This is a genomic window from Candidatus Sericytochromatia bacterium (assembly GCA_035285325.1).
Classification (GTDB): Bacteria; Cyanobacteriota; Sericytochromatia; order S15B-MN24; family JAQBPE01; genus JAYKJB01.
Window position 1 is genome coordinate 46,363 of the sequence record JAYKJB010000023.1, and the last position, 7,649, is coordinate 54,011.

General features: G+C 68.1%; 7 protein-coding genes and 1 tRNA gene. 1 reads left to right on the plus strand and 7 read right to left on the minus strand.

All coding sequences use genetic code 11. From position 1 onward, the window contains the following. Positions 1–11: 11 nt before the first annotated feature. From VKP62_04290 to VKP62_04305, 4 genes are read right to left on the minus strand one after another with little or no spacing between them, the layout of a single operon-like run. Positions 12–1,463 carry a hypothetical protein gene (locus VKP62_04290; protein ID MEB3196403.1) on the minus strand — a complete coding sequence of 484 codons (1,452 nt, stop codon included), beginning with the start codon at positions 1,461–1,463 and terminating at the stop codon, positions 12–14. Next, on the minus strand, positions 1,453–2,166 hold the full coding sequence (gene nth, locus VKP62_04295; protein ID MEB3196404.1) for an endonuclease III: 714 nt from the start codon (positions 2,164–2,166) through the stop codon (positions 1,453–1,455). Before nth ends, VKP62_04290 begins: the two co-directional genes overlap by 11 nt. 3 nt (positions 2,167–2,169) lie before the next feature. Next, positions 2,170–2,631 (minus strand): hypothetical protein, encoded by a 462-nt coding sequence (locus tag VKP62_04300; protein MEB3196405.1) that lies wholly within the window; start codon positions 2,629–2,631, stop codon positions 2,170–2,172. Further along, positions 2,631–4,130, minus strand: coding sequence for an AMIN domain-containing protein (locus VKP62_04305; GenBank protein MEB3196406.1), 1,500 nt, complete (start codon positions 4,128–4,130; stop codon positions 2,631–2,633). Before VKP62_04305 ends, VKP62_04300 begins: the two co-directional genes overlap by 1 nt. A gap of 157 nt (positions 4,131–4,287) precedes the next feature. Here VKP62_04305 and VKP62_04310 point away from each other — a divergent pair, with 157 nt between their 5' ends. Continuing rightward, a complete protein-coding gene (locus VKP62_04310; GenBank protein MEB3196407.1) occupies positions 4,288–5,133 on the plus strand; it encodes a hypothetical protein in 846 nt (281 codons plus the stop codon). 10 nt (positions 5,134–5,143) lie between these two features. Here VKP62_04310 and VKP62_04315 read toward each other — a convergent pair. The 3 genes from VKP62_04315 to VKP62_04325 all read right to left on the minus strand — a co-directional run. Beyond that, positions 5,144–5,217: transfer RNA gene (locus VKP62_04315), tRNA-Leu, on the minus strand. Positions 5,218–5,380: 163 nt separating this feature from the next. Then, positions 5,381–7,276, minus strand: coding sequence for an O-antigen ligase family protein (locus tag VKP62_04320; GenBank protein MEB3196408.1), 1,896 nt, complete (start codon positions 7,274–7,276; stop codon positions 5,381–5,383). A 25-nt stretch (positions 7,277–7,301) separates the two neighbouring features. Continuing rightward, positions 7,302–7,649, minus strand: a 348-nt coding sequence (locus VKP62_04325) for a tetratricopeptide repeat protein (GenBank protein MEB3196409.1), incomplete at its 5' end; no start/stop codon positions are given.

Here is a 7,649-nt window from a genome sequence, read left to right on the forward strand (position 1 = left end):
CGCCAGCGTGCTCAGTAACGCCAGCCCCCGCGCAGATAAAAGGTGGTGCTGGCCTGGGTCAGGGTGCGCGCGGGCGATTGGCCGACCGTCCCGTCCAAAGCGTACGCCCCACCGGCAGCGAGCGCCCAGGCCTGCCAGTCCAGCCGCAGTTCGCTGCCGCCGCGCAGCCCCACCAGGGGGAAGAAGGAAGGCACCCCGGGCGTCAGCAGCTGGCCACTCGGCAGGATGCGGTAATCACCCCAGGCGGTCCAGGCCAAAGGGCCCCAGACGCGCCAGCCCAGCCCCGCCCGCAGTTCGCCCCCAAAGGCCAGCCAGTTGCTGGACATGTAATCGGTGGTATCGACCACGATCGGCGCATCGCCGCGCCCGCCCGTCACCCGGGCCTGGCGCGTCAGGGCATTGGTCGCTCGCGTGACGAGCGCTGTCTGCAGCAAACCCTCGATACCCGGCCACAACACCCAGCGGCCACGCAGGCCGGCCACCAGCTCGCTCTCGTCACGCTGGTGGCGCACCGAGAACTCCCGGCCGACGCGCGCGTCATCGATCACGGTGCCCCAGGTGCGCGCCCCGAGGCTCAGCCCGACCGTGTCGCCGAGCAGGTGTTCCCACAGCAGGCTGCCCCCCAGGGCCACCGGCACGCGGGTTTGGGAACGCCCGATCGGATAGGTCTCCTGATAGCCCACCAGCACGTCCGGCCCCACCAGCAGGCGCGAAGCGAAGACCGGCAAGGGGGTGGGCGAGGGACGGGGCACGCGCACGCGTGAGGCCCGCCGGCGAACGGGGGGGTCGGCCTGCGGGTAGCCGTACATGTCGGGCGGGGGCGATCGCAGCTGGCGCGAGACCGGCAGCGGGGTGGGCTCCGGCGGAGGGGGCGGGCCGTCCAGGGGGGGCGGTGTCCGCAGCGCGCGGGGGTTGTCGGGCTCGCGCTCGTGCCCGGGGGCCAGCGGCACGAGCGGCCAGGTCAAGGCTTGGCGGCGAAACCGCTCCGGCACGGCCGCGGCGACCGGTGGAGGCGTCGTGCGGCCCAGCGGAACGCGTGGGGCATAGGCGGGGTGGTCGGCATGGCGAACCATCCAGCGTGGATCCAGGATGATGCGCCAGCCCTGTGGCAGCACATCGACCTTCAGGCGCCCCCCCGTCGCCTCGCGCAAGGTGAGCGTGGCCCGCGTGGCCAATCCGGTGGTCTCGATCGCCAGGCCGCTGGCCAGTCCCTCGGCATAGGATTCCACGCGAGAGCCCACCTCAGGCGTACCCCGCCACTCGAGCACCAGGCGGGGCGGCCCGGCGAGCTCGCGCATGTGCGGTTCCACCCCTGCCGGCAAACGGAGCCAGAGAATGCCCTGGCGCGCATCGAAGCGCACGCTGAGCGCCTCCGGTGAGGTCTGCGCCACGGCCGGGGGCAAGGCTGCCTGGATGCCGGCCAGACCAAGCAAGCTCGTGACGGCGAGGGCGTCAATGCGCATCGGACACGCCTCGGTCTGAGGGGGCCTCTGCCCCGACGCCTCGCGCCGGGCGCCAGCGCCCCGTGCCGGTGTGGAACCGACACCACGCCTGCAAGGGGCAGTCCTCACACAGCGGTCGAACGGCCTTGCAGACCTCCCGTCCGTGCCAGATCAGCCAGTGATGAGCCTCGGCCCAGTCGGCACGCGGCACCGTCTTCATCAGGTCCGCCTCGGTCGCGTCCACGCTGTCGGCATCCGCCAGCCCCAGGCGGTTGGCCACGCGAAAGACATGGGTGTCCACCGGAATCGCCGGGATGCCGAAGGCATTGCTCAGCACCACATTGGCGGTCTTGCGCCCCACGCCGGGCAAGGCCATCAGGGCCTCCCGGTCGCGCGGCACTTCTCCGTCGTGCCGCGCCAGCAGCAGGCGACAGGTCTCGACGACGTGACGGGCTTTGGTGGGCGCCAGGCCAATCCTGGCAATCCAGGGCTGCAGCGTCTCCGGCGTGAGCGCCGCCAGGGCGGTCGGCGTGGGAAAGGCCTCGAACAGCGGCCCCGTGACAAGGTTGACCACCTTGTCGGTCGTCTGCGCGGACAGCAAAACCGCAATCAGCAGCTCGAAGGGATTGCGATGGTTCAGGGCCGTGCCTCGACCGCCCTGGCGCCGCCTCAGTTCCGCCAGCACGGCCTCCCGCGCCGCGGGCGTCAACCAACGCCGCGACACGGGTCAGGAAGCACCGGAAGCGGTCTCATCCTCGGCCGGACCATCCGTCACGAAGGCCACCGTCCCGGCCGACTTTTCCTCTTCATCATCGATGAACACGTCCACCAGATAGATGTTGGCCGGCAGGTCCTTGGGGTCGAGTTCCACGCAAAAGACCCCCGTCTCATCACTGTCGCAAAGTGGGAAAGGACCGCTGGCGTCCGGGTTCTCATCCGGAATGGGGTCCTTGAACTGCAAATCTTCCGTGTCGGGCTTGTTGCGCACCACAAAGGTGGCCTTCTTGGCGTCCTCGGGGGCCGGGAAGGTCAAGACGATCTTCCCGTTCTCCTCCTTGGTCGGGTAGGGAAATTTGAATGTGTTGGTGCCTGTCGGCCCGATCGCGGAACAGCCGCTCAGGGCACAGAGCAGCGCCCAGGGCAGCACCGCACGTTGCAAATGGCCTTGCGGCCTCCACAGGTTCAGCATCAGTAAGCAAACCCCAGATTGAGAGCGGGCCCGTGCCAGGAATAGCTGTAGCTTCCGTTGTCACCGGAATATCCGGAAAACTTGTACCCCAGAGCGGCCGCGATGGGCCCGAAATAAAAGCGCGTATCGAGGCCCACGCGGTAGTTCATGAGCGGATAGATAGGCGCGGTGGGGCCAGATCCGCCCGCAAGGAAGTTGAATTCACCCCCTGCCACCAGCGAGAACCAGTCCACTACCCGGTAGCCCGCCCCGAGGCCGAGGCCGCCGCCGAAGCCGGTGTGCGAGGCTGAGAGAAACTCGCCCTCCAGCGGGTTCGTCACGTCGTCGTTGCCAACTTTCAATTGCGTGGCGACGCCCACGTTACGCACCATCGCCTGAGGTTGCGCAAACACCTCGAAACCGGGCATCAGGTCGAACCGCCCGCGAACGCCCAGTGCCACCTCCTGCTCGTCCCGCGTGTAGGTGCGTGACACGGCCGTCAGACTCTGGTCCTTGATGCTGTATCCCTGCATCCGCGCCGCCACGGAGAGACCCACATTCGGATGGAACAACGGGTCCGCCGCGAACTCCAGCGCCGGCACCCCATTCGCGAAGGAACTGGAGCGCCCCTTGGTGTAGGTCTCATCGACGGCCAGCAGCAGGCCGCCCCCCAGCCAGACGTGATTTCCCAGCATGGGATGAGGCGTGGGCGAGGGGCCCAGGCCCGCGTAAAGATCCTCCTCGGGCCCCACGGGCGCGACGGGAGCAGGCGGCGGAGACATCCGGGGTGCCTGGGGCATGGCAGCTGGCGGTGCCGGGATCGGCGACGGCGCGGTCCAGACCTGGGCGGGCGGCGCCATCGGCGGTGCCTGCGGGGGAGCGGGGGCCATCTGCGGCGGCGTGACCGGCCAGCCCATCGGTGGCATCACGGGCGCCGGCGTCACGGGCGGACCGGCCGGATAGGCGGCGTAGGGCAGGGCATAGCCGGGGTAGGGCGGCAGCGGACGCGGCGTGGGCACGGCCAGCGGCGCCTGGTACATGGCAGGCGGAGCCTGATATTCGACTGGCGGGGGCACGTACGCCGGCGAGGGCGCATAGCTGAGGGGCGGCGCGGCCGGCGCCAGCCCTCGTCCGCGAGGCATCACCACCAGGGTGAGATCCGGGCCGCGGTTCTCAGCCCGCATGTCAGCGGGTCCCCGCAGTTCGAAGATCAGGCGCGAGATGCCTGAATGCAAGCGGCTGGCGCGGATCTGGGTCACCAGCCCCTGGCCGATGTACAGGCTGCTTTCCGGGGCTGCCAGCCAAAAACCCTGGACGTCCACCACCAGGCGATAGGGCTGACTGGCCCAGGCTACCCGATAAGGGCTGCCGGCTCGCCCCGGCAGGGTCAAGGTGGTGAAGGCCTGGTCAGGCGCCACCAGCACGGGACCGACCCCCGGCAACATGTTGGAGGCCTCGGCCACCGGGGCGGCGATCGCCATCACCGAGAGTGCGACCAGAAGGTTTCGCAGGGTCTTCAAGGTGCCATCTTCCTTGACGCAGGGTCGACAACGTCAGCGTAGCGGCAGCAGCGCCGCCCAGGCAGTGACAATAGCACGCGACGCCCGGCCCGGGGCTGGGGTATCATCGTCGCGGGCGGGCCCATTGTAACGCCCCCACGTGCGAAAGGTGAACTGTTTGCGAAACCAATTGTGCCAACGCGCCGCGCAAGTGCTGACTACCGCCATGTTGCTGTCAGGCCTGGCCGCCTGTCAGGGGGCTCCCACCCAGAAGCGCCTTCCCTTGCGGGAGTCGGGCCAGGCTGATAGCAGCCTGTCGCCCCAGCGGGGCCAGCCGGACGCGGTCTTGCGCGAGCTGGCCCGCCTCGGCATCGCCTCGGCCGATGCGCTCTCCGGCGCCTGGCGAGAAGCCGCGCCGCTGATCGCCGCGATCCGCGACAGCCGCAAGAAGCGGACGCCAGCCTCTTACCGCCTGTTGCAGGTGGCCGGCTGGAGCTTCTTTGCCGGTGGCTGGCGCCATCAGGACGAGAACTGGCGCACCCTGCGCGTGGTGCTCGATGACGGGCAGAATCGGGCGATCGGCTTCGATGTGGTGGATGAGGTGAACTTCAGCAGTGGCCTCCAGACCACCTTCCCGGCGGACATGAATCGCTTGCGCCTCGAAATCGATCAGACCCTGCCCACCGGCGGCCAACTGGCCACCACCCTGGTCGGCCCGCTGGGAACGACCGGGCAGGCCATCGTCACCTCCGGGCTCGGAGGCATCAGCCAGGTCGGAGCCCTGGATGGCATCGCCTTCGAGGCACTGAACGCCAAATGGCGCGGGGACCAGTTCCTCGACCTGAGTGAGTTTGTCTTGAAGGGCATGGCCAACGGTGTCACGCTTCACTTTGCGGGCGAGTACAACCAGCACGGCCTGCTCAAGGGCAGCCTGCGGCGGGCCGCAGGGGCGGCCGGTGAGGTCTACCCTGCCGGTCTGGGCGCCTGGACCTACCAGAACGAAAGCGGAAGCTACGCCCTGTAGCTCCCGCTGATGCCGCCAATGGGATTCGAACCCATACTGGCGCGATTTTAAGTCGCGTGACTCTGCCGGTTGGTCTATGGCGGCGTCGGCTCATTGTACCACCGGACGACGTCTGAGCGGCCAGCAAACCGGACGCCGGCGCGCTTGGTGGGGTCTATCATCGTCGTTTCCGAGGGGAATGCCCCTGAATGAAGAGGCCGACGCGCAGGCGTCGGCCCCCAGAGAACTCATATGCAAGCAGCCCACGTCAGGGTTGCGCGGGTTGGCCCGCCTGCGACTTGACCCAGGCATCGAACTCGGCCTGACGCGGATTCGTCCCGCCGATGGCCGCCAGGTAACGCGCCGCCAGCGCATGGTTACGCATCTCCGGCGGGTACGACAAGAGCACCTCATGGAGCACCTTTTTGGCCTCCTCCGTGCGTCCCAGTTCCGAGAGCGACTTTCCGTAGATCAGCATCGAGTCGCTGCCCAGGCCCTCGTTGGCGTGGGCCTCGTATACCTTGACGGCGCCGGCGTAGTCGCCTTTCTTGGCCAGCACGCCCATCTGCCCGAAGACGTGCTGCGGCTTGAAGGGGTCGTGACGAACGGCCGCGCCGAACAAAACCTCAATGCCCGCCGCCCGCTGGCCCTCCTTCTGAACGTGCTCCGCCAGGTAATGGTATTCGCTGGCGGCACTCACCGGGCCCATGCCGCGCTGAAACGACAGGAAGCCCAGCCCCGCCACCAGGCCGAACACGGCCAGCCCAACCGGGAGCCTGGCCCCCAGTGGCAGCGGGGAAGGGGCAGGCCCCGTCGCAGAGGGGGTCAGGCAGACCAACCCCACCGCCACGACCACCACCGCAGCCAGGGCCGTCTGGGCCACGTGGAAGGGAAAGCCGAACGCACTCGAGACCGTCAGCGCCACCATGCCACAGACCAGGCCGATCTTTTGAGGCAAGGTCCAAGAGGCGTCCCCCCGCAGGCGATGCGCCCACAGCGCCATGCCCAACACCATCAGGCCGCCACCGATAAAGCCCAGCTCGACGAACAGCTGGAGCGGGTCCGAGTGCATCTGGTGAAAGCGCGCACCCGCCAGATTGATGCTGAGACCTTCCGGGTGCTGCTTCAGCATATGCACCACCGAGTCGACCTTCCAGCCTCCGAGCCCGTGTCCCTGCAAGGGGCGTTCCCAGAGCATCTTCACGCCCACGTCCCAGTTGCCGAGACGGGAAAGAATGTTGCCGTCATTGCCGGCCACCAGGCGGTGCACCTTGTCGAAGAAGGCGCCGCCCAACTTCGCTGCCGTAAACAAGGTGCCCACGGCCACGACGGCCAGCAGGGCCCACAGCTTCGGGCCCGCTTCCCGCACGCGGGTGAAGCCTTCCCGGAATCCGCCGAAGTACACCAGCGAGACCACCGCCCCGACGCTCAGGCCAAGCGCTGCGGCGCGGGTGCCGCAGGCCACCATCACGACGAAGCCGACCAGCGCCACCAGCACGCCCACGCCCTGCCAGAAGCGCTGGCGGGCGGAGATGGCAAAGCCGAGCACGACCGGCACGCACAGCGCGAGCAACTCGGCCAGGTAATTCTGGTTGCCGAGCGAGCCCATCGGCGTGGCCACGCCACTGGGCGCCCCGAGGGCCAGCACGGCCCCTTCCAGCACGCCACCAACCGGCACCTTGCCGCGAAACACTTCCACAAAGGGGTATTTGGCCTGCTGCATGAGGCCGAGCACACTTTCAATCGAGACCAGGGCCGCAATCACGCCGACCGTGTAGCCCACCCGTTCGCGCGGCGCGTGCTTGATCCAGTCCCAGACGGCCTGAGCCGCAAACACGTAGGCGAGCACCGTCAGCGCAAAGCGAGCGTGCAAGGCTGGGTGAGGGGCCCAGAGGGTGCTGAGGGCCACCCAGACGACAAAGGCAGCCGCCACTCGCCAGGGCCACAGGCCCCAGGCGGCCGCCCCGGGGGTTCCCCCTCGCAGGGTCTCCGCTCCCAGGCCAACGGCCGCCACGACCCAGGCCATCGCCACGGCAAACGTTTCCGCCCCGATCTTGAACGGGTCGTCCAGGAAGCGAGGCATCCAGAAAATGGTACCCAGCACCCACAGGGGCAAGGTGAGATAGGTCAGCCGGTCCAACCAGCGCGCCAGGGTATCCGCCATGGTCGTTCAATTCCTCCGGGAAGGGTTATTTCTTGGCCCACTTGGGGGGCGGCATTTGAAGTTGCTGGCGCAGCTGCTCGACGGTGCGCGCCACGGAACCACGTTTCTGATAGGCCCCCGGCATGTCGAGGTACTTCTCGAACAGCGTCACGGCCTCGGCAAACTGCTGCATTTTCAATGCCATCAAGGCGCGATTGTAAACGATCCGGGAGTCACCGGGAAAACGCTCGCCCAGCTGCGTGTACAAGGTCTTGGCCTCTTCGAAGCGCCCCGACGTCTGGTACAGCGCAGCCAGCGACAGGCTGATTTCCTGGTCCCCTGGCGCGGCCTCGAGACCTTTCTTGAGATAGGCCTCGGCATCGGGCATGCGACC